21 protein-coding genes are annotated in these 19716 nt (G+C 76.1%); 11 read left to right on the forward strand and 10 right to left on the reverse strand.

Annotation, left to right across the window (positions count from 1 at the left end):
* Positions 1-11: 11 nt before the first annotated feature.
* Entirely contained in the window at positions 12-1814 is a 1803-nt protein-coding gene (locus tag ACYX4T_RS03045; RefSeq protein WP_476013106.1) for an AMP-dependent synthetase/ligase, read from the reverse strand.
* Between the two features lie 137 nt (positions 1815-1951).
* Here ACYX4T_RS03045 and ACYX4T_RS03050 point away from each other — a divergent pair, with 137 nt between their 5' ends.
* The 5 genes from ACYX4T_RS03050 to ACYX4T_RS03070 all read left to right on the forward strand — a co-directional run bounded on the left by ACYX4T_RS03050 (position 1952) and on the right by ACYX4T_RS03070 (position 6117).
* Positions 1952-2368 (forward strand): polyketide cyclase / dehydrase and lipid transport, encoded by a 417-nt coding sequence (locus ACYX4T_RS03050; RefSeq protein ID WP_476013107.1) that lies wholly within the window; start codon positions 1952-1954, stop codon positions 2366-2368.
* A gap of 106 nt (positions 2369-2474) precedes the next feature.
* Positions 2475-2903: an SRPBCC family protein gene (locus tag ACYX4T_RS03055; protein ID WP_274202693.1), complete on the forward strand. Its 429-nt coding sequence runs from the start codon at positions 2475-2477 to the stop codon at positions 2901-2903.
* Positions 2904-4136, forward strand: a complete 1233-nt coding sequence (locus ACYX4T_RS03060; RefSeq protein ID WP_476013108.1) for an ArsA family ATPase — start codon at positions 2904-2906, stop codon at positions 4134-4136.
* Positions 4133-5179, forward strand: a complete 1047-nt coding sequence (locus ACYX4T_RS03065) for a hypothetical protein (RefSeq protein WP_476013109.1) — start codon at positions 4133-4135, stop codon at positions 5177-5179. Before ACYX4T_RS03060 ends, ACYX4T_RS03065 begins: the two co-directional genes overlap by 4 nt.
* Entirely contained in the window at positions 5173-6117 is a 945-nt protein-coding gene (locus ACYX4T_RS03070) for an ROK family protein (RefSeq protein WP_476013110.1), read from the forward strand. The genes ACYX4T_RS03065 and ACYX4T_RS03070 overlap by 7 nt, the downstream gene beginning before the upstream one ends.
* An 89-nt stretch (positions 6118-6206) precedes the next feature.
* Here the strand turns inward: ACYX4T_RS03070 and ACYX4T_RS03075 are convergent, their stop codons facing one another.
* On the reverse strand, positions 6207-6875 hold the full coding sequence (locus ACYX4T_RS03075; RefSeq protein WP_476013111.1) for a hypothetical protein: 669 nt from the start codon (positions 6873-6875) through the stop codon (positions 6207-6209).
* A complete protein-coding gene (locus ACYX4T_RS03080; RefSeq protein ID WP_476013112.1) occupies positions 6872-7681 on the reverse strand; it encodes an alpha/beta hydrolase in 810 nt (269 codons plus the stop codon). Before ACYX4T_RS03080 ends, ACYX4T_RS03075 begins: the two co-directional genes overlap by 4 nt.
* A gap of 244 nt (positions 7682-7925) precedes the next feature.
* Between ACYX4T_RS03080 and ACYX4T_RS03085 the strand changes: the two genes are divergently transcribed.
* The 3 genes from ACYX4T_RS03085 to ACYX4T_RS03095 all read left to right on the forward strand — a co-directional run bounded on the left by ACYX4T_RS03085 (position 7926) and on the right by ACYX4T_RS03095 (position 10633).
* On the forward strand, positions 7926-8615 hold the full coding sequence (locus ACYX4T_RS03085) for a lysophospholipid acyltransferase family protein (protein ID WP_476013113.1): 690 nt from the start codon (positions 7926-7928) through the stop codon (positions 8613-8615).
* Between the two features lie 26 nt (positions 8616-8641).
* Positions 8642-9160: a polyadenylate-specific 3'-exoribonuclease AS gene (locus ACYX4T_RS03090; protein WP_476013114.1), complete on the forward strand. Its 519-nt coding sequence runs from the start codon at positions 8642-8644 to the stop codon at positions 9158-9160.
* A 72-nt stretch (positions 9161-9232) separates the two neighbouring features.
* Positions 9233-10633 (forward strand): class II 3-deoxy-7-phosphoheptulonate synthase, encoded by a 1401-nt coding sequence (locus tag ACYX4T_RS03095; protein WP_476013115.1) that lies wholly within the window; start codon positions 9233-9235, stop codon positions 10631-10633.
* On the opposite strand, the gene ACYX4T_RS03100 is transcribed toward ACYX4T_RS03095, so the two are convergent.
* On the reverse strand, positions 10634-11899 hold the full coding sequence (locus ACYX4T_RS03100) for a protein kinase domain-containing protein (protein ID WP_476013116.1): 1266 nt from the start codon (positions 11897-11899) through the stop codon (positions 10634-10636).
* Positions 11900-11993: 94 nt separating this feature from the next.
* Here ACYX4T_RS03100 and ACYX4T_RS03105 point away from each other — a divergent pair, with 94 nt between their 5' ends.
* On the forward strand, positions 11994-12677 hold the full coding sequence (locus ACYX4T_RS03105; protein WP_476013117.1) for an alpha/beta fold hydrolase: 684 nt from the start codon (positions 11994-11996) through the stop codon (positions 12675-12677).
* A 49-nt stretch (positions 12678-12726) separates the two neighbouring features.
* Entirely contained in the window at positions 12727-13089 is a 363-nt protein-coding gene (locus tag ACYX4T_RS03110; RefSeq protein ID WP_476013118.1) for an Rv2175c family DNA-binding protein, read from the forward strand.
* Here the strand turns inward: ACYX4T_RS03110 and ACYX4T_RS03115 are convergent.
* From ACYX4T_RS03115 to ACYX4T_RS03130, 4 genes are read right to left on the reverse strand one after another with little or no spacing between them, the layout of a single operon-like run.
* Positions 13058-13420 carry a hypothetical protein gene (locus ACYX4T_RS03115; RefSeq protein ID WP_476013119.1) on the reverse strand — a complete coding sequence of 121 codons (363 nt, stop codon included), beginning with the start codon at positions 13418-13420 and terminating at the stop codon, positions 13058-13060. The two genes, ACYX4T_RS03110 and ACYX4T_RS03115, sit on opposite strands and share 32 nt — an antisense overlap.
* Positions 13417-14388 carry a phytoene/squalene synthase family protein gene (locus tag ACYX4T_RS03120; protein ID WP_476013120.1) on the reverse strand — a complete coding sequence of 324 codons (972 nt, stop codon included), beginning with the start codon at positions 14386-14388 and terminating at the stop codon, positions 13417-13419. Before ACYX4T_RS03120 ends, ACYX4T_RS03115 begins: the two co-directional genes overlap by 4 nt.
* An 18-nt stretch (positions 14389-14406) precedes the next feature.
* Positions 14407-15918: a phytoene desaturase family protein gene (gene crtI, locus ACYX4T_RS03125; protein WP_476013121.1), complete on the reverse strand. Its 1512-nt coding sequence runs from the start codon at positions 15916-15918 to the stop codon at positions 14407-14409.
* 38 nt (positions 15919-15956) lie between these two features.
* Positions 15957-17147: a polyprenyl synthetase family protein gene (locus ACYX4T_RS03130; RefSeq protein ID WP_476013122.1), complete on the reverse strand. Its 1191-nt coding sequence runs from the start codon at positions 17145-17147 to the stop codon at positions 15957-15959.
* A gap of 131 nt (positions 17148-17278) precedes the next feature.
* Here ACYX4T_RS03130 and ACYX4T_RS03135 point away from each other — a divergent pair, with 131 nt between their 5' ends.
* The gene (locus tag ACYX4T_RS03135; protein ID WP_476013123.1) at positions 17279-18166 is read left to right on the forward strand and encodes a methylenetetrahydrofolate reductase; all 888 of its coding nucleotides are present in this window, start codon (positions 17279-17281) and stop codon (positions 18164-18166) included.
* Between the two features lie 30 nt (positions 18167-18196).
* Here the strand turns inward: ACYX4T_RS03135 and ACYX4T_RS03140 are convergent, their stop codons facing one another.
* Positions 18197-18898, reverse strand: a complete 702-nt coding sequence (locus ACYX4T_RS03140) for an LppM family (lipo)protein (RefSeq protein WP_476013124.1) — start codon at positions 18896-18898, stop codon at positions 18197-18199.
* A gap of 35 nt (positions 18899-18933) precedes the next feature.
* Positions 18934-19554, reverse strand: coding sequence for a GNAT family N-acetyltransferase (locus ACYX4T_RS03145; RefSeq protein WP_476013125.1), 621 nt, complete (start codon positions 19552-19554; stop codon positions 18934-18936).
* Positions 19555-19716: the final 162 nt, after the last annotated feature.

A 19716-nucleotide genomic window follows, 5' to 3' on the forward strand; every position in this document is an offset into this window, starting at 1 on the left:
CGCGCGACCGCTCAGCGCTGGTAGACCGCCTCGATGTCGTCGGCGCGCTTCTCGGCGATGACGTTGCGCTTGAGCTTCATCGTCGGGGTGAGCTCGCCGCTCTCCTCGGTGAAGTCGCTGGCGAGGATGCGCCACTGCCGGATGGCCTCGGCGCGCGAGACCGCCTTGTTCGCCTCCTCGATGGCACCGGAGATCTCGGCCTGGACGTCCGGGTCGTCGGCGAGGGAGGCCGCGTCGGAGGCGTCCTTGCCGTGCTCGAGGCTCCAGCCGGGCAGGGCCTCGGGGTCGAGGGTGATCAGCGCGCCGATGTAGGGGCGGTTGTCGCCGACGACGAGGGCCTGGCTGACGAGGCGGTGGGCGCGCACCCGGTCCTCGAGCACCGCGGGGGCGACGTTCTTCCCGCCGGCGGTGACGATGAGCTCCTTCTTGCGGCCGGTGATCGAGAGGTAGCCGTCGTCGTCGAGGCTGCCGAGGTCGCCGGTGTGGAACCAGCCGTCGACGATGGTCGAGGCCGTCGCCTCGGGGTTGTTCCAGTAGCCGCGGAACACGACGTCGCCCTTGGCGAGGACCTCGCCGTCCTCGGCCACCGCGATGGTCACGCCGGGGATCGGCTTGCCGACCGTGCCGACCTTGACCGCCCGGTTCGGGTTGGCGGTGATCGCGGCGCTGGTCTCGGTGAGCCCGTAGCCCTCGTGGATCGGGACGCCGACGCCCCGGAAGAAGTGGCCGATCCGGGCCCCGAGCGCCGACCCGCCGGACACCGCGCCGACGCAGCGCCCGCCGAGCGCGGCGCGCAGCTTGCCGTAGACCAGCTTGTCGAACAGGGCGTGCTGGAGGCGCAGCGCGATGCCCGGGCCGCCCTTGTCCAGGGACTCGCTGTAGGAGACGGCGGTCGCCTCGGCCATGTCGAAGATGCGGCCCTTGCCCTCGTTGTGGGCCTTGGCCTTCGCGCCGTTGTAGACCTTCTCGAACACCCGGGGCACCGAGAGCAGGAAGTCCGGCTGGAACCGCGGCAGCTCGGTGGTCAGCTTCCTGGTGTCGGCGAAGTGCCCGATGACGTAGCGGTACTCCATCGCGGCGCACTGGATGACGCGGGCGAAGATGTGCGCCAGCGGCAGGAACAGCAGCGTCGAGTTGCCCGGCTGCATGAGGTCGCTGAACGTGTCGGCCACCGCGCGCACCTCGAACAGCAGGTTGCGGTGGGTGATCTCGCAGCCCTTCGGGCGGCCCGTGGTGCCCGACGTGTAGATCAGCGTGGCGAGGTCGTCGGCGTGCACCGACGTGCGTCGCTGCTCCAGCGTCGCGTCGTCGACCCCGGCGCCGGCCTCGCGCAGCGCGTCGACGGCACCGGCCGCGCCGCCCGACCCGTCGATCTGCCACACGTGCCCGAGGTCGGGCAGCTTCTCGCGCAGGTCCTCCACGATGGAGCGGTGCTCGTCGGACTCGACGACGACGCCGCGCGCGCCGGAGTCCGACAGGCACCACTCGACCTGGTCCGCCGAGGACGTCTCGTAGATCGGCAGCGTCACCGCGCCGGCCGCCCAGAGCGCGTAGTCGATCAGCGTCCACTCGTAGCGGGTCTGCGAGACGAGCCCGACGCGGTCGCCCGGCTGCAGTCCCGCGGCGAGGAAGCCCTTCGCGACGGCGGCGACCTCGTCGCGGAAGGCGGCGAAGGTGACGTCCTGCCAGCCGTCGTCCACCAGCCGGCGGTAGGCGACGTCCCCGCCGTGGGCGTCGGCGTTGCCCCACGGCGCGGCGGTGAGGTTGTCGTCGTCGGCCACCTTGGCGGTCGCCGGCTCCGTGTACTGCTGCATCTCGTTCCACTCTCCTGCCCGCGCCTCGCTGCGTCGGCTGTGACCATAGTCGCGGGGACTACCTCCCGGTAGCCGGACAATCCGCCCATCGGACGGCCCGGGAAGGGGTAACGGACGTGTCCTGCCACGCTGGGTGCGTGGCGAGCGTCGACGTGGTGGACGAGACCTTCCTCGCGGTGCCGCCCGCGCGGCTCGCGGCCGAGTTCGCCGACCCGGCGGCCTGGCGTCGCCTCTGGCCCGACCTGGCGCTGCAGGTGTTCACCGACCGCGGGGTGCAGGGCGTGCGCTGGAACGTCGTCGGCGACGCGTGGCGGGGCAGCATGGAGGTCTGGCTCGAGGCCGTCGGCGACGGCACGGTGCTGCACTGGTTCCTGCGGGTCGACCCCGTCGGCGACACCCTCTCCCGGCGCGCGGCGACGAAGGAGGCGGTCCGACGTCAGCGGGCGGCCAAGGTCCTCGCGTTCGCCCTCAAGGACCGGCTCGAGGCGGGCCGGCCGCCCGGGGTGCCGCCGGAGCAGTGGTCGGAGGACCGCTCGACGGCCCCGCGCCCCTGAGGTCCGGGTCACGCCGTCACCGGCGCGTGAGGGCCCGGTCACGGGGGTCGCCGCGGTGGCACCGGGCGTGCCGTCCACCCCGGGCACGGCGGTAGCCTTCCGCGCCATGGCCGACGAGTCGACCCAATCCATCACGATCGCGGCGCCGGCCTCGGACGTCCTGGGGGTCATCGCGGACTTCGACTCCTACCCCGAGTGGGCGGACTCGATCACCGCGGCCACGGTGCTGACCCACGACGACGAGGGACGCCCCGAGCAGGTCCGGTTCAACCTCGACGCCGGGCCCATCAAGGACAACTACGTGCTGGCCTACGACTGGGTGGACGACGGCGTCACCTGGGACCTCGTGTCCGGGCAGATGCAGCGTCAGCAGCGGGGCCGCTACCGGCTGGCCGAGGCCGGCGACGGCACCGAGGTCACCTACACCCTCTCGGTGGATCTCGCCGTGCCGCTGCCCGGCCTCCTCAAGCGGCGGGCCGAGAAGCGCATCATGGACCAGGCGCTGACCGGGCTGAAGCGTCGCGTGGAGGGCTGAGTGCGGGTCCTGCTGTTCACCGGCAAGGGCGGGGTCGGGAAGACGACGACGGCGGCGGCGACCGCCGTGGCGCTGGCCCGTGGCGGGCGCAAGGTGCTCGTCCTGTCCGCCGACCCCGCGCACTCGCTGGGCGACGCGTTCGACGCCCGCCTCGACGGCACCGCGCGCGAGGTCGCGCCCGAGTCGTACCCGGGGCTGTTCGCGGCGCACATCGACACCCGCGCGCTGGTGGACGACGCCTGGGAGCCGCTGCGCACCCAGCTCCGCACGCTGCTCGCGGGCGCGGGCGTCGACGAGATGGTCGCCGACGAGCTGACCGTCCTGCCCGGTGTCGAGGAGCTGCTCGCGCTGGAGGACGTGCGCCGCGCGACCGTCGACGGGCCCTGGGAGGTCGTGGTCGTCGACTGCGGCCCGACCGCCGAGACGCTGCGGCTGCTCGCGCTGCCCGAGGCCCTCGGCTCCTACCTCGAGCGGCTCTTCCCGACCCACCGCCGTGCGGTCCGCGGGGTGCTCGCGGGCCTCGCCGGCAGCAGCGCGACGGTGGCGAAGTGGGACGCCGCGGCCGCGTCGCTCTCGCGGCTCGCCGAGCAGCTCGCCGGCCTGCGCGACCTCCTCGCCGACCACCGCACGACCACCATCCGCCTCGTGCTCACCCCCGAGCGGATGGTCGCGGCCGAGACCCGGCGGACCCTCACCGCGCTGGCGCTGCACGGGCTGCACGTCGACGGGATGGTCGCCAACCGGCTCGTGCCCGACGCGGGCAAGGGGCGCGGCGAGGCCGCCACCTGGGTGCGCGCCCGGCGCGCCGAGCAGGAGGCGGTGCTCACCGACCTCGCCGGCGCCGGCGGCGACGTGCCCGTACGGCGCGTGCCCCACCGCGCGGGCGAGCCGGTGGGCGTCGAGGGGCTCGCCGACCTCGCCGACACCCTCTACGGCGACGACGACCCGCTCGACGGGCCGGTCGGGCGGGCCCTCGTCGCGGTCCGGCGCACCGCCGGCGTCGGGACCGCGGCCGACTCCGAGTTCGTGCTCGACCTGCACATCGCCGGCATCGGCGACGCCGACGTCGACCTCGTGCGCATCGGCGACGAGCTCGCCGTCACCGTCGACGGCCGCCGGCGGGCGGTCGCGCTGCCGCCGGTGCTGCGCCGGTGCGAGGTCACGGGCGCCGACCTCGACGACGACCTGCTCTCCGTGGTGTTCCGTCCCGACCCCGCGGTGTGGATGCGGTGAGCACGCCGGGGGGAGGGGCGGGTGGTGCCGGCCCGGACGGGCGCGCCGCGCAGGAGCGGCTGACCGAGGAGGCGCGCGCGACGGCGTCGGCGCTGATCGACTGGCTGGGCACGCGCGTGGAGGCGACGCCGCGGGCGACGCCGCCTGCCGGGGGTGGCTCCCGGCGCTCGCGGCTCGGGATGCGGCCGCCGCAGAGCCCCGGGCCGTGCTCCTGGTGCCCCGTCTGCGCGCTCGTCGCGGCGCTGCGCGGCGAGCAGCCGGAGCTCACCGCCCGGCTCGCCGAGCAGGCGTCGGGGCTGATGATGCTGCTGCGGCTGATGGTGCAGGCACACCAGGAGCCGGGCCATCCCCACACCCACGCCGATCAGACCCCGCCGGCGCCGGGCGGTGCCGCGCCGGGGGCCGACGACGGCCCGCCACCCGGGTGGCCCCGGGAGTGGGGTCCGTGGGACGGGTGGGGCGGCATCCCGCCGGACGTGTCCGGGTCCTCCGGCGCCGACCCGCCCCGTGCCGGACGGGTCGACGCCGCGGACCGCGGGGACGACGCGAGCGACATCTCCGCCGCCTCGGCGAGCACGGTGGAGGCCACGGCGGAGAACACGGCGGGAACCACGGCGGGAACCACGGCGGGAACCACGGCGGGAACCACGGCCGGAACCACGGCCGGAACCGCGGGGCGCGGTGGCGGTCGCGCGGAGCGGGAGCCCGGCCCACCGGCGGGTGCCCGCGGGCCCCGACCCCGCCGCCCCGCGACCGGTGGTCCGCCCGGCGGCCGGAAGGTGCCGATCCGCCGCGCCTCGCCCCGCTCCGCGACCTTCCGCGACGCGGCAGCGGGCCCCGCCGGGTCCGCGGCCCCGGTCACGACGCCCGACACGCCCGCGCCCGGCACCCCCGATCCCGTCGCCGAGTCCACAGACCCGCCCGACACCGGCCCGGCGGCGGGCGGCGCGGCGCGGCCGTCGGTCCAGCGCATCGCCATCCGCCGCCCCGCGCGCGGCCGCGAGCCCGGGGCGGACGCGCCCGGCGGCGACGCCTCGTGCTGACCGTCGGCGTCGACGTCGGGGGGACCTCGGTGCGCGCGGCGGTCGTCGACCCCGACGGCTCGATCGTGGCCGAGGTGCGGGCCGCCCCGACCCCCGACCGCGCGGCGGTCCTCGACGACACCGTCGCCGAGCTCGTCGGCGGCCTCGCCGCGGCGCACCCCGTGAGGGCGGTCGGCCTGGCGGTCGCGGGCTTCGTCGACCGCGACCGCCGCACCGTCGCCTTCGGCGCCCACGTCCCCTGGCGCGACGACCACGTCGTCGACCGCCTCACCGAGCGCCTCGGGCTGCCCGTCGTCCTGGAGCACGACGCCAACGCCGCGGGGCTCGCCGAGCACCGGGTCGGTGCGGCGGCGGGCGCGTCGGTGGCGGTGCTCGTGGCGCTCGGCACCGGGATCGGCGCCGCGCTGCTCGTCGACGGCGTGGTGTTCCGCGGCGCGTACGGCGTCGCCCCCGAGCTCGGCCACCTCACCGTCGTCCGGGGCGGGCGTCCCTGTCCCTGCGGCAAGCGTGGGTGCCTCGAGCGCTACTGCAGCGGGACGGCGCTCGGGCGGTCGGCGGAGGAGCTGATCGCGGCGTCCGAGGACTTCTCGCTGCTCCGGGCCACGTGGGAGCGCGCGGAGCCGGTGACCGGGCGCGACGTCGCCCGCGCCGCGGAGGCCGGCGACGAGCTGGCGCGGCGGGTCGTCGACGAGTTCGCCGAGTGGCTGGGCCGGGGGCTCGCGCTGGTGGCCGACGTGTTCGACCCGGACGTGGTGGTGATCGGCGGGGAGGTCTCGGCCTCGGCGTCGCTCTACCTCGACGGTGCGCGGCGCCGGTACGCCGAGGAGGTCACCGGTGGCGGCCACCGCCGCGTCGCCGAGATCCGCCCGGCGGCGCTCGGCGGGCAGGCCGGCATGGTCGGCGCGGCGCTCGACGCGCGGGAGAGGGCCGAGCTCTAGCGAGGAGGAGTTTCCGGGAAACGCCTCGGCGGGACGGCCCGGACCGCCGAGGACGACCCGCGTCCCGGGGACGCGGGTCGCACGCCGACCTAGAGCACCGCGCCGTCGTCCGGACCCTCGGGCTCACGGCCGCGGCGCAGCCCGAACACCAGCCAGCCCAGACCGGCCGTCATGGCCAGCAGGCCCGGGATGATGCCGAGCCCCACCGGCCCGCCGAGCAGCCCGGGCACCGCGAGCAGCACGACCCCGACCACCAGCAGGGCCAGGCCGAGCAGGCTGCTCAGGCCCAGGCGCGGCAGGGGCGGCGGCTCCGGCGGCACGAAGTGCTCGTCCTCGGGCGGCCGCGGCGGCGTGGGCCGCTGACCCGGCGGAGGCCCGGTCGGTGTTCCGGTCGGTGACCCGGCGGCCGGCTCGGCGGGCGGCTCGGCGGGCGGCTCGGGGCGCCGGCGCGCGCCGGGGCTGGGGGTGTCGGGCGCCGGCGGGCGGGCGCCCCGGGGCGGGGTGGCCGTGCCGAGCCCGGAGGAGGGCCCGTCGGTGCGCGCCTCGGGCGTCTCCGGGGCCTCGTCGGGCCAGCGCGGGGCGCCGGTGGCGGCCCAGTCGGCGACGATCGAGGCGAAGGCGGCGTCGACGTCCTCGGGCAGGTCGGGACGGCGGGACGCGCCGGGTCCCGGATCCGGGGGACCGGCGGGGCCCGCCGTGTCGGGTCGCGCGGGGTCGGGGCGGGCCGGGTCGACGGGGTCCGGGTCGGGCGCGCTCATGCGGGGGTCCCTGGAGTCGAGCGGGCGGCGCCGGGACGGTCGGCGCGCGCGGCGTGCACGCGGCGGACGAACGCCGTGCTGTCGGCGAAGATCCGGGGCGCGTCGTTGTCGAGCGTGGCGACGTGGTGGCTCTCGTGGAGCACCACGTCGGTGACGTCGTCGGAGGAGACGCCGTCGAGGACGAGCTCGCTGTTGACCGGCTCCACCACGTGGTCGGTGGGGGACCGGAACAGCAGGACGGGGCAGCGGACCCGCCCGAGGTCGGCGCGCACGAGCCGCCACAGCGCCGTCAGCGACACGGCCGCGCGCGTGGGCAGGCGGTCGTAGGCGAGCTCGACCGACCCGGGCTTGCGGATGTCGTTCGCGACGCCGGGCACCCACGGCACGACCCACTGGATGTACGGCGCGACCAGGGCGTCCTTGCGCAGCGTCGTCACCGAGGGGTTGACCAGCGCGATGCCCGCGAGGTCGTCGCCGCGCTGCTCGGCGAGGCGCAGCGTCAGCGTGCCGCCCATCGACTGGCCGAAGACGAACACCGAGCGGTAGTCGCGGCGCAGGTCGTCGACCGCGCGCTCGACCTCGCCGTACCAGTCGGGCCAGCGGGTGCGGTTGAGGTCCTGCCAGCGGGTGCCGTGCCCGGGCAGGCGGGGCCCGCGCACGCCGATGCCCTGCGCGGCCAGGTGCTCGCCCCAGGCCCGCATGCTCTGCGGCGTACCGGTGAGCCCGTGGCTGAGCACGACGCCGATCTCCCGCGAGCCCTCCTCGGGATCCGAGGCGAAGGGCTCGGCGCCGGGCAGCACGGGCACGGGGTCCTCCGGGGCGCGGGGGCGCCGCGTCAGGCCCGCCTCGCGGACGAGGCAGGGGAGAGCGGACTCGGGAACTCCATCGTGGCACGTCCCACACGGTCGGGTCACGCGGTGGGGGCCGTGTCGCGCCGGACGGTTCCGTCCACGGGTCCGAGCGGGTGTGACACCGCCGCGCGACGGTGCCGCCGGCGTCGACCGGGCCCTAGGCTCCGGCGCGGCGGGCGGCGAGGGACGAGAGGCCACGATGCTGTACTGGATCATGAAGTACGTCCTGCTCGGGCCGTTGATGCGTGTCGCCTTCCGCCCGCGCGTCGAGGGGGCGCACCACCTGCCGCGTCGCGGCGGGGCGCTCGTGGCGTCGAACCACCTCGCGGTGCTCGACTCGTTCGTGCTGCCCCTGATGGTGCCGCGCCGGATGGCGTTCCCCGCGAAGTCCGAGTACTTCACCCAGCCCGGCGTGCTCGGCACGCTCAAGCGCTGGTTCTTCACCGGCATGGGCCAGGTGCCCATCGAGCGGGGCAGCGGGCGGGCCGCCCGTGCGGCGCTCGACACCGGCATCGGGATCCTGCGCGAGGGCCGGCTGTTCGGCATCTACCCCGAGGGCACCCGCTCGCCCGACGGCCGCCTGTACAAGGGGCGCACCGGCGTCGCCCGCATGGCGCTCGAGGCCGGCGTCCCGGTCGTCCCGGTGGCGATGATCGACACGGACCGGGCCAACCCCGTCGGCTCCCGGTTCTGGCGCCCCTGCCGCATCGGCATCCGCATCGGGGAGCCGCTCGACTTCTCCCGCTACCACGGCATCACCGACGACCGGCAGGTCGAGCGGGCCATGACCGACGAGATCATGGACGCGCTGCGCGTGCTCTCCGGGCAGGAGTACGTCGACGTCTACGCCAGCACCGTCAAGGACCGCGGCACCCCGCAGGCCGCCTGACCGGTCGTCCGCGACAGGATGGACGCGTGGCCCGGTACTTCTACGACTGCGAGTTCATCGAGGACGGGACCACGATCGAGCTGGTCTCGGTGGGCGTGGTCGACGAGCAGGGCCGCGAGTTCTACGCGATCTCGACCCAGTTCGACCCGATGCGCGCCGGGCCGTGGGTCCGGAAGAACGTGCTGGACAAGCTGCCGTCGATGTCCGACCCGGCCTGGCGCAGCCGCCTGCGGATCCGCGAGGAGTTCTACGAGTTCGTGACCGCCGGCGAGGGCCCGGTCGAGCTCTGGGCCTGGTACGCGGCCTACGACCACGTGGCGATCGCCCAGCTCTGGGGCGCCATGCCCGACCTCCCGCGGGCGCTGCCGCGCTTCACCCGCGACCTGCGCCAGCGCTGGGACGACGTCGGGCGCCCGGAGCTGCCCACGCCCCCGGCCGACGCCCACGACGCCCTCGCCGACGCCCGCCACAACCTCGCCCGCTGGCGCGTCATCGACGAGCACTGGCGGCGCCTCCACCCCGACGGTCCGGCCGCCACGGGGTGAGATCCGGGCCGCGGGCGGGCGTCACGGGGAACACGTCGGGGGGCCACCACCGCACCAGTAGTGTTGTGACCCGTGTGGTCCGTCGACCTTCCCGTGGAGGCCCTGCCCGGCCTGCCCCCGCTGCCCTCGCACCTCCGAGAGCGGCTCGACGACGCGCTCGCGCGCCCCGCGGCGCAGCAGCCGGACTGGCCCGACCCGCAGGCCGTGACGGACGTGCGCACCGTGCTCGAGCACGTCCCGCCGATCACGGTGCCCGCGGAGGTCGACCGGCTGCAGACGCAGCTCGCCGCCGTCGCGCGGGGTGAGGCGTTCCTGCTCCAGGGCGGCGACTGCGCGGAGACGTTCGCCGACAACACCGAGCCCCACCTGCGCGGGAACATCCGCACGCTGCTGCAGATGGCCGTGGTGCTCACCTACGGCGCGTCGCTGCCCGTCGTGAAGATCGGGCGGATCGCGGGGCAGTACGCCAAGCCGCGCTCGTCGGGCACCGACGCCCTCGGCCTGCCGAGCTACCGCGGGGACATGGTCAACTCGCTGGCCGCGCACGCCGAGCGCCGCGTGCCCGACCCGGGCCGCATGATCCGCGCCTACGCGAACGCCGGCGCGGCGATGAACCTGGTCCGCGCGCTGACGTCGGGCGGCATGGCGGACCTGCACGAGGTCCACGAGTGGAACCGTGAGTTCGTGCGCACCTCCGCGGCGGGTGAGCGCTACGAGGCGGTGGCCGCGGAGATCGACCGGGCGCTGCGGTTCATGAACGCGGCCGGCGTCACCGACCATTCGCTTCGCGGCACCGAGATCTTCGCGAGCCACGAGGCGCTGGTCCTCGACTACGAGCGGGCGCTGCTGCGGCTCGACTCGCGCGTCGAGGCGACGAGCCACGAGGACGCGCGCCTGTTCTCCCTCGGCGCGCACTTCCTCTGGATCGGCGAGCGCACCCGCGCCCTCGACGGCGCGCACATCGCCTTCGCCGAGCTGCTCGCGAACCCGATCGGCCTCAAGATCGGGCCGTCGACGACGCCGGAGCAGGCCGTCGAGTACGTCGAGCGCCTCGACCCGCACCACCAGCCGGGCCGGCTGACGCTGATCTCGCGGATGGGCGCGGGCAAGGTCCGCGACGTGCTGCCGGGCATCGTCGAGAAGGTCACGGCGTCGGGGCACCAGGTCATCTGGCAGTGCGACCCGATGCACGGCAACACCGTCGAGGCGTCCACCGGCTACAAGACCCGGCACTTCGACCAGGTCGTCGACGAGGTCCAGGGCTTCTTCGAGGTCCACCAGCGCCTGGGCACCCACCCCGGCGGCATCCACGTCGAGCTCACCGGCGAGGACGTCACCGAGTGCCTCGGCGGCGCCCAGGACATCTCGGACACCGACCTCGCCGGCCGCTACGAGACCGCCTGCGACCCGCGGCTGAACACCCAGCAGTCGCTCGAGCTGGCGTTCCTCGTCGCGGAGATGCTCCGCGGCTAGTCAGCCCGGCAGCCCGAGCCCCCACCCGACCGCGCCCGCCGCGACGACGGCGATCGCCTCGAGGAGGAGCCAGGCGGCGAGCAGCCGGCGGGAGCGGGCCCGGGCCCGACGGCGCTCGATCCGCTCGATGGCGACGTCGACGTCGTCGACGGGGTCGTCGGGGCCGCGGCGGCGGGCGGGTACGGGGTCGTCGTCCGGCTCGTCGTCCAGGTCGTCGTCCAGGTCGACGAGGTCCTCGTCCCCGGAGTCCCAGGCGTCCCAGGCGTCGTCGTCCTGCGCGACCGGCGGCGGCGGGTGGTCGGCGTCGAGGTCCAGCAGCCGCGTGCCCCGCAGCGGGCGGGAGCCGGCGGCCGCGCGCCGGCGCGGCGGGGGCACCGGGTGGAACGGCAGGTCCGCGTCGATCCGCACCCCGCGGGCCGCGGCGAGGAAGGCGTCGGCGTCGGCGAGGCGCGTCTCGGGGTCGCGGCTGGTCGCGGCCAGGACCAGCCGGTCGAGCGCGCGGGGGACGCCGCCGACCACGGACGAGGGCGGCGGCACGTCCTCGGTCACGTGCCGGCGCGCGACGGCCACCGGGTCGTCGCCGCCGTCGCCGCCGTGCGGCGGGACCCCGGTGAGCAGCTCGAACAGCACGACGCCGGTGGCGTAGAGGTCGGTGCGGGCGTCGGCGCGGCCGTCGGTGACCTGCTCGGGCGCGAGGTAGGCGACGGTGCCGAGCACGACCTCGCCGGACCCCTCGGGGTCGTCCGGGTCGTCGGTGCCGGCCTCCCAGGCGGCGGCGACCAGCCCGAAGTCGGCGACCTTGACCGCCCCGTCCCGCCCGACCAGCACGTTCTCCGGCTTGACGTCGCGGTGCACGAGGCCCCGGTCGTGGGCGACCTGCAGCGCGGTGACCACCTGCTCGGCGACCGTCAGGGCCGCCGCCGGGTGCAGGCGCCCCTGCTCGCGCAGCACGTCGCGCAGCGTCCCGCCCTCGACGAGCTCGAGGACGAGGAAGACGGTGCCGTCGGGGTCGCGCCCCTGGTCGTGGACCGCGACGATCCCGGGGTGCGCAAGGCGGGCGGCGGCCCGGGCCTCGCGCTCGAAGCGGCGGATGAAGGCGGGGTCGCCGGCGAGCGCACCGTCCAGGACCTTGATCGCCACCGGGCGCTCCAGCCGCAGGTCGACGCCTCGGTGCACCACCGACATGCCCCCGCGCGCGAGCACCCCGTCCACCCGGTACCGCCCCTCCAGCACCGTCCCCTCGGGGTGGGCGGTGGGTGCGGCCATGGCGCCGATGCTACGAGGAGGGCGGTGACCTGCGGGGATCCGCGGACGCGACGCGCGGCCCCTGACGGGTGACGAGGGCCCTAGGGTCAGCGTCGTGACGACGTGGCTGCTGCTGCCCGGCGCCGGCGGGGCGGGCTGGTACTGGCACCTGGTGGCGGAGCGGCTGCGGGCGCGGGGCGACGACGTCGTGGCCCCCGACCTGCCCGCCGACGACCCGGCCGCCGGCGTCCCGCAGTACGTCGAGGTCGCGCTCGCGGCGCTGGGGGAGCGGGCCGACCCGGCGGACGTCGTGGTCGTCGGCCAGTCGCTGGGCGGGCCGAGCGCGGCCGAGGTCGCCCGGCGGGTCCCCGTGCGGCGGCTCGTGTTCGTCAACGCCATGATCCCGGCGGTGGGCGAGTCGCCCGGTGACTGGTGGACGGCGTCGGGCCACCAGGAGGCCAAGGGGGCCGCCGTCCGCGCCGCGGGCCGCGAGGACGCGGGTTTCGACGAGCAGTGGGAGTTCCTCCACGACGTCCCCGTCGACGTCGCGGCGGCGGGCGCCGAGCACCAGCGCGAGCAGACCGACGGACCGTTCGTCGACGGCTGGGCGCTGCCGGCGTGGCCGGAGGTCCCGGTGACGGTGATCGTCGGCGCCGACGACCGCTTCTTCCCCGCCGACTTCCAGGCTCGCCTGGCCCGCGAGCGCGCCGGGGTCGAGCCGGTCGTCGTCCCCGGCGGTCACCTGCTGGCGCTGGCGAACCCGGACGGGCTGGCCGCCGCGCTGATCGCGCAGCTCTGAGCGCGTTGCGGGCTCCGCGGCGACGCCGTCCTCTGGCACAGTGACGCGCGTGTCCGAGTCCGCCGTCACCGCCATCGTGGGCCACGACATCGAGGTCGTCACGCTCGCCCAGGTCGCCGAGCGCCTCGGCGTGCCCCGCACCCGGGTCAGCCAGATGATCAAGCAGGGTCAGCTGCTCGGGGTCCGCGAGGACGACCGGTGGCTGGTGCCCGCCGCGTTCCTCGTCGCCGACGGGGTGGTCAAGGGCCTGCCGGGGACCATCCAGGTGCTGCGCGACGGCGGCTACGCGGACGGCGAGATCCTGCGGTGGCTCTTCGCCGACGACGAGTCCCTGCCCGGGATGCCGATCGACGCCCTGCGCTCGGACCGCGGGCGCGAGGTCAAGCGCCGCGCCCAGGCGATGGCGTTCTGAGCGGACCCGGCAGCCCGGCGCGCACCGCGTCGCCCAGCACCCCGTGGGTGCGCAGCGCCCCCACGAGCCGGGCCGTGCGCCGGGGCCCGAGCCGGCGCACCAGCGCGGCGGCCAGCCCGGGACCGGTCCACGCCCGCACCCGGTCGTCACCGCCGGTCGGCGTGACCTCGACCAGCGTCGGCGCGTCCCCGGCCACACCCGCCTCGGCGCACCACGCCCGCACCCGGTAGTCGCCGAGCGGCAGCACCTCGAGCCCCGTCCCGGCGACGGCCGCGGCGACCGCCCGGCACCGCGCGCAGGCGGCGTCGAAGGCGAGGACGAGATCGGTCACCCGGCGATGGTGTCAGCCCTGCGGACCAGGCGCGTGCCGACCGCGCGGGCGAGGTGGGGCAGGGCGACGGCCGCCCGCCGGGCGTTGCCGACGGCCACGCGCCGGCCGAGCACGTCGTAGTCGGCGGCCACGATCTCGTCGAGGATGCCGCCGTAGAGCACGGACGCGGTGCGCACGCAGGGCCGCGAGACGGGGTGGAGCATCGGGATCCCGCGCTCGGCACGCCGGTAGACCGCCCGGGTACGGGCGACGAGGTGCGCCAGCGCGCGGCGCACGCGCGGCTCGGTCCGCCCGGTCGCGCGGCAGTGGTCGAGCAGCTCGCGGTCGACGCCGAAGGCCGCGAGCTCCTCGCGCGGGAGGTAGACGCGCCCGCGGTCGAGGTCCTCGCCGACGTCGCGCAGGAAGTTCGTGACCTGGAACGCGACGCCCAGGTCGGCGGCGTACGGCGCGGCCTCCTCCCGGGGCGCGACGGTGCCGAGCACCGGCAGCACCTGCAGCCCGATCACCGCCGCCGAGCCGTGCACGTAGCGGGCGAGGTCGTCGAAGGTGGCGTAGTCGGTGACCGTGAGGTCCATGGCCATGGCGTCCATGAAGTCCTCGAGGTGGCGGTGGTCGATCCCGTAGCGGGCGACCGTGTCCGCCAGCGCCGCCACCACCGGCTCGCCCTCCGCGACCAGCGTGCGCGGGTCGGTGCCCTCGAGCCCGCGGCGCATGCGGCCGCGGACCTCCTCCAGCCGCGCGGCGACGGCGGCGGGCGAGGCGTCGGCGTCCGGGTCGTCGACGACGTCGTCGGCCATGCGGGCGAAGCCGTAGAGCGCGTGGATGGCGGGCCGCTGGACGGGGGCGAGCAGGCGCGTGGCCAGGAAGTACGTGCGCCCGTGCGCGGCGTTGAGCGCCCGGCACTGCGCGTACGCCGCGCGCAGCGCCGGGTCGGTGATGCCCGCGGCGTCGAGCTCGGCGGTGCTCACGGGGTGCTCACGCCGTGCTCAGCCGGTGATCCGGGCGGCCGCGAGCTTCCCCGACACCAGCACCGTCGGGACCCCGACCCCCGGCGTCGTGCCGCACCCGGCGAGCACGACGTTGCCCTCGCCGCGCACGAGGTTGCCGGCGCGGAACGGGCCGGTCTGGGAGAACGTGTGCGCCGCGGAGAACGGGGTGCCCGCCGCGAGGCCGAGCGCCGACCAGTCGTCCGGGGTGATGACGTGCTCGGCGACCGGCTCGCCGAGCTCGATCCCGCGGCCGGCGAGCACCCCGCGCAGCTCGTCGCGGTAGCGGGGCCCGACGCGCGCCCAGTCCATCGGCGCGACCTCGGTGTTCGGGCACGGGGCGAGGACGCTGACCAGCTCGTGGTCCGCGGGGGCGAGCGAGGGGTCGGTCGCGGTCGGGTGGGTGATCAGCAGTGAGGGGTCGCTCATCAGCCGGCCCTCGGTGATGATCTCGTCGAACGTGCTCGCCCAGGCGTCGCCGAACGAGATCGCGTGGTGGCCCAGCCGATCCACCTGCCCGGTGCCCGCCGGCACGCCCGCGTGCCACACAAACGCCGAGGGCGACCACCGCGTCGGCACCGCGCGCCGCGGGGTGCGCCCGACCAGCGCGTAGGCGGCGGGCAGGTCGCAGCTCAGGACGACGGCGTCGGCGTCGAGGCGGTCGCCGTCGGCGGTCGGGTCGTCGGTGGCGACGGTCCGCAGGCCGCGCACCCGCCCGCCCGCGCGCTCGAGACCGGTGACGGTGGTCCCGTAGCGGAACTCGGCGCCCGCGTCGGCCGCCGCGTCCGCGAGCGCCTGCGGGAGCGCCCGCACCCCGCCCATGGGGAAGGAGACTCCGGCGATCGTGTCCATGTAGGCGATCACGGCGTAGGCGGCGAGCGCCCGGGCCGGCGGGACCCCGGCGTAGAGCGCCTGGAAGGAGAAGATGCGCCGCAGCCGCTCGTCATGGAGGTACTTCGCGATCCGCGGCCCCAGCCGCCCGAAGCCACCGAGCGTGCCGAGGCGGGCGAGCTCGGGGGACAGGACGTCGAGCGGGGAGTCGAAGTTGGCGTCGATGAACGTCGCCATCTGCACGCGGTAGAGCTCGGTGAGCCAGGCCCGCAGCCGCCGGTAGCCCTCGGCGTCGGCGGCCGAGACCTTCTCGCGGATCTCCTGCTCCATCGCGCCCGGGTCGGTGTGCACGTCGATCGCGGAGCCGTCGGCGAACCGCGCGTGGTAGGCGGGGTGGAGGTCGACCATCTCGAGGCGGTCGCCGATCTTCTCCCCGACCGCGCCCAGGGCCTCCTCGATCAGCTCGGGCATCGTGATGACGGTCGGGCCGGTGTCGAGGCGGAAGCTGCCGTTCCCGTGGGTGAGGTCCAGGCGCCCGGCGCGCCCGCCGGGGGTGGGGTCGCGCTCGACGACGGTCACCCGGCGGCCCGCGCCGAGCAGGTGCAGGGCCGTGGCGAGGCCGGCGAGGCCGGCGCCCACGACGACGACGTGGTCCGTGGGGGACCGGACGGTGCGGGTCATGCGGCGATCATGATGGGTCGGTGCTCCTGGGGTCGCGCTCAGCGCACGCGGCGGGTGGCCGCGACGGCGAGGTCGGCGAGTCGCTCGGGGGCGGGCGGGGCGAGGACCGGGGCGTCGGCGTCGCCGCTGCCCCGGACGGCGTCGAGGGCCGACGCGGTGAGCTCGGTGATGCGCCGCTCGACGTCGTCGACCACCCCGAGGGCCACCAGCGCCTCGCGGGCGGCGGCCACGGCGTCGGCGTCGAGGTCCGGGTCGCCGACGGCGCGTTCGACGACGGCCGCGGTCTCCCGGTCGGGATGGGCGCGCGCGAGCGCGACGAGCAGGGTCAGCTTGCCCTCGCGCAGGTCGTCGCCCGCGGGCTTGCCGGTGACGGCCGGGTCGCCGAACACGCCCAGCACGTCGTCGCGCAGCTGGAAGGCGATGCCGAGGTCGCGGCCGTAGTGGCGCAGCGCCCGCACGGTGGCGTCGTCGGCGCCGGCGAGCGCGGCGCCGAGGTGCAGCGGGCGCTCCACGGTGTAGGCGGCCGTCTTGTAGCGGCTGATGCGCAGCGCGGTCTCGGGCGAGGAGTCCGACGAGGCGTGGCCCCGGACGTCGAGGAACTGCCCGCCGAGCACCTCGGTGCGCATGGCCTGCCACACCGGGCGGCCGCGGGCGAGGACGGCGGGGTCGAGGCCCGACTCGTGGAGCATGTCGTCGGCCCAGGCCAGCGCCACGTCGCCGAGCAGGATGGCGACGGCGGCCCCGAAGCGCGTGGGGTCGCCGGCCCAGGCGGCGTCGACGTGGCGGGAGGCCCACCGCGCGTGGACGGTCGGCTGCCCGCGGCGGGTCGCCGAGTCGTCGATGAGGTCGTCGTGCACCAGCGCGCAGCCCTGGATGAGCTCGAGGGCGCTCAGCGCCCGCAGCACCGGCCCGGGGTGCTCGAGCCCGCCGGCGGCGCGCCAGCCCCACCACCCGAACGTGGGCCGCAGCCGCTTGCCGCCGTCGAGGACGAAGCGGGCGAGGTCGTCGGTGGCCTCGGCGAACTCCTCGGCGACGTCGAGCGTGCCCTTGCGCCGGCCCGCGAGGTAGTCGGCGAGCTCCGCGGTCACGGCGGCGGGCAGGTCGGCCTCGATGGCCCCGAGGTCGTCGCGACCTGCGGAGACGCCGTCCCGGGAGCCGTCCGGCAGAACCGTCCCGATCGGGTCCGCGGGCCCGGACCCGACCGTCGTCGAGGCCCCGCTAGCCGTCATGCGCGCTCTTCCCTTCCGACGGTCAACGCCTCCGGCACCGAGCGTAGGGGCGGACGGCGGAACCGGCTGATCGGGCGGTCCCGGTCACAAGGCACCTCCGTCCGGACACCCCGTCACCGTAGGGTCGACGGATGGCAACTGTGACGGAGCGCATCCAGCGCGGGGTGCCCACGTTCTCGGCGGAGTTCTTCCCGCCCAAGGACGACGAGGGTGAGGCGACCCTCTGGCGCACCATCCGTGACCTCGAGCCCCTCGACCCGGCGTTCGTGTCGGTCACCTACGGCGCGGGCGGCTCCAGCCGCGACCGCACCGTCCGGACCACCGGACGGATCGCCACCGACACCACGCTCACCGCGATGGCCCACCTCACCGCCGTCGACGCGTCCCTCGAGGACCTGCGGCAGGTGATCGGGTCGTACGCGGCCGCCGGGATCAGCAACGTGCTCGCCATCCGTGGCGACCCTCCCGGGGACAAGGACGCCGACTGGGTGCCGCACCCCGCGGGCCTGGCCTACACCGAGGAGCTGGTGCACATGGTGCGCCGCCTCGGGGGCTTCTGCGTCGGCGTCGCCGCGTTCCCCTACCTGCACCCGCGGTCGGTCGACGAGGACTCCGACACCCGTTTCTTCATCCAGAAGGTGAAGGCGGGCGCCGAGTTCGCGATCACCCAGATGTTCTACGACGCCGACCAGTTCCTCCGGATGCGCGACCGCATCGCGGCGGCGGGCTGCGACATCCCGATCATGCCGGGCCTCATGCCGGTGACGACGCCGAAGTCGGCCGAGCGCGGCGCGGACTTCGCCGGCGCGCCGCTGCCCGCGAAGATGCTGGAGCGCCTCGAGCCGCTGGCCGAGGACAAGGCCGGCTACCGCGACGCGGGCATCGACCTGTGCGTCGAGCTCTCGCAGCGGATGTTCGACGAGGGCGTCACCAACATCCACTACATCAGCATGAACCGCTCGCCCGCGGTGGTGGACGTGGTGCAGCGCCTCGGGATCGCCGAGCGCCCGGGCGCCTGACCCGGTCCGCGCCCGCCGCGGGTCCCGGACTCAGCGGCGGGCGCGGGTGCGCAGGTGGGTGCGGCTGGACATCGCCAGCAGCACGACGATCGCGACGGCCACCGCGACGACGGCGAACAGCAGCAACGACCAGAGGATCCAGGACGGCGCGTTCGGGTCCGGGTACTCGACCACCGCGTTGACGTCGGTGACGGCGCCGGGCTGGAAGGTCCAGCTGATGACGCCCTGCGAGGCCGTGCCGTCGGTCTGGCGGATGGTGCCCGGGAACGCCATCTTGAGCTGCACGTCCGAGCTCTCCGGCGACACGCGGGTGAGGTCGACCTGGCCCGAGACGACCACCCGGTCGCCCGCGCGGCGCATCTGCACCCGGATCGCCGAGCCCGTCGACGGGCTGATCGCGGGCAGCACCCGCGTGACCTCGTCGAACGACAGGTCGTCGAACTGCAGCCGCGAGCCGATGTAGCCGTCCTGCTCGTAGCGCTCGACCGACACGTCGCCGCTGAGGTCGTCGGGCACCTGCAGCGGCGGTCCCTGCCCGGCCGGCGACCCGTCCGGGGTCGCGACGTCGACGATGCCGGACACCCGGTCGTCGGGGGAGACCGCGAGGCCGGCGCGGACCCGGACGCAGCCGGCGCCCAGCACCCCGACCAGGGCCAGCAGCACGGCGAGCAGGACGAGGCCGCGGCGGGTCCTGGTCGGGGTGCTGGGCGGGGCGGGGGCGGCGTCGGGCACCCGCGCATGGTGCCAGGCGGCCCCGACGGCGTCGGTCAGGCGCGTCCCGGCCCGGCGTCCCCGGACGAACCGGCGCCGGGCGGGTCCAGGGGCAGGGTGCGCCCGAGCACCGCGAACGGGCGCGGGTCGCTGGTGAACCGGTGGTGGCGCAGCACGTCGCGGAACCCGAGGCGCCGGTAGAGCGACCAGGCGCGGGTCGGGTCGTCGGCCTCCGGGGTGGACAGCAGGACGTGGCGGTCGACCGGGTGGGAGAGCAGGCGGCGGGCCAGCGCCTCGCCGATCCCGCCCCCTTGGACGTCGGGGCGCACGTGCAGCTCGGTGAGCTCGAAGTAGTCGCCGAGGACCGTCTCGGCCAGCTCACGGCCCTGCGGCCCGGCGGCGAGCAGGCCGCGACGGACCTCCTCGAACCACCACTGGCCGCGCGCCCCCGGGTAGCCGTAGGCGATGCCCCACAGCGACCGGTCGGGGCCGATCGCGCCGACCGCGTGCCAGCCGGCGCGCCGGGAGTGCTCGACCCACATGGGCCGGCGCTGGCGCACGGTGCCGGGCGGGTAGGCCATCGCGCGGACGTAGACGGTCAGGGCCTCGTCGAGCCGGGCCGCCAGGTCGTCGGGGGTCAGGTCGACGACGGAGGCCTGGGCGGGCGCGGCCGTCACCGTCCGGCCCCCGGGCCTGCGGAGGCGGCGGGGTGGGGCACACCGCCATCTCACCACGTCAGTGCCCCGGGGCCACCCGTCCGTCGACCGGTGGGGGTGGGAGGGGCGCCGGTCGAGGGGGCCGAGGGCCCCGTCGGGGCGACTTGACGGCGTCGGGTCGAA

The sequence above is a fragment of the Actinomycetospora sp. ABD4_176 genome (assembly GCF_056311855.1).

Bases quoted from the DNA above. Each gene is read 5' to 3' on its own strand.
- ACYX4T_RS03045 (WP_476013106.1), bottom strand. From the start codon at position 1,814: ATGCAGCAGTACACGGAGCCGGCGACCGCCAAGGTGGCCGACGACGAC.
- ACYX4T_RS03055 (WP_274202693.1), top strand. From the start codon at position 2,475: ATGGCCGACGAGTCGACCCAATCCATCACGATCGCGGCGCCGGCCTCG.
- ACYX4T_RS03075 (WP_476013111.1), bottom strand. From the start codon at position 6,875: ATGAGCGCGCCCGACCCGGACCCCGTCGACCCGGCCCGCCCCGACCCC.
- ACYX4T_RS03085 (WP_476013113.1), top strand. From the start codon at position 7,926: ATGCTGTACTGGATCATGAAGTACGTCCTGCTCGGGCCGTTGATGCGT.
- ACYX4T_RS03100 (WP_476013116.1), bottom strand. From the start codon at position 11,899: ATGGCCGCACCCACCGCCCACCCCGAGGGGACGGTGCTGGAGGGGCGG.
- crtI (WP_476013121.1), bottom strand. From the start codon at position 15,918: ATGACCCGCACCGTCCGGTCCCCCACGGACCACGTCGTCGTCGTGGGC.
- ACYX4T_RS03130 (WP_476013122.1), bottom strand. From the start codon at position 17,147: ATGACGGCTAGCGGGGCCTCGACGACGGTCGGGTCCGGGCCCGCGGAC.
- ACYX4T_RS03135 (WP_476013123.1), top strand. From the start codon at position 17,279: ATGGCAACTGTGACGGAGCGCATCCAGCGCGGGGTGCCCACGTTCTCG.